1 protein-coding gene is annotated in these 836 nt (G+C 55.0%); it reads right to left on the bottom strand.

Annotated elements, in window-relative coordinates; all coding sequences use genetic code 11:
* Window positions 1–9: 9 nt before the first annotated feature.
* Window positions 10–836 (bottom strand): IS3 family transposase (locus R3F72_RS18570; RefSeq protein WP_332780483.1); only part of this gene is annotated, 827 nt, incomplete at its 5' end.

Raw genomic sequence — 836 nt, 5'->3', positions numbered from 1 at the left:
GTGTAGTGGTCAAGTGCTTTTGGCCACCGAGCTTTGAGCATTCCAGTAGTTCTTTTCTGCCAAATTCGGCGGTATCCCATCGTTATGCTTGTGCGGCCGGAGGCTGCTGTAGTAACCGATCATATAATCAGTGACAGATCGCTTCGCCGCAGCAACATCGGGATAGCCGATCTCTGGTATCCATTCCGTTTTCAGGCTTCTGAAGAAGCGCTCTGTTGGGGCATTGTCCCAGCAATTGCCACGGCGACTGAGACTCAGTGTCATTCGGTAGCGCCAGAGCATCTGCCGGAATGCCCGGCTGGTGTACTGGCAACCCTGATCCGAATGAAACAGGATATTCCGTGGCTCTCCACGCGATTCGTAGGCCATGGTCAGCGCTTTCTTTACCAGCTCCGTGTTCGGCGATAGGGACAATGCCCACCCCACGGGTTTACGAGCATACAAGTCGATGACCACTGCCAGATAAGCCCAGCGTGCCCCTGTCCAAATATAGGTAATGTCGCCGGTCCATACCTGATTGGGCTTCTTTACATCGAACTCCCGATCAAGAACATTCGGTATATCCAGGTGTGGCTGATCAGCCTTCTTGTAGGCGTGCCTCGGCGGCTGCGAACTCATCAGCCCCAGCTGCTTCATCCGCCTGCTGGCCCGATAACGACTCAACTGTATTCCTGCCTGCGTGACCATTTTTGCAATGCTGCGAGCGCCGGCAGAGCCGTTACTGACGGTATGCGCCTCGACAACCTGATCCAGCAGCTTCTGCTCAGTCTCACAAGGTCTTCTATCCCGACTACGCCAAGCCCGGTAGCTACTGCGATGCACCCCAAACACCTGAC

This window comes from Salinicola sp. 4072, assembly GCF_036663415.1.
Lineage (GTDB): Bacteria > Pseudomonadota > Gammaproteobacteria > Pseudomonadales > Halomonadaceae > Salinicola > Salinicola salarius_A.
Note: the sequence above shows the minus strand (reverse complement) of the source record. Positions and strands in the feature narration are given on the sequence as shown.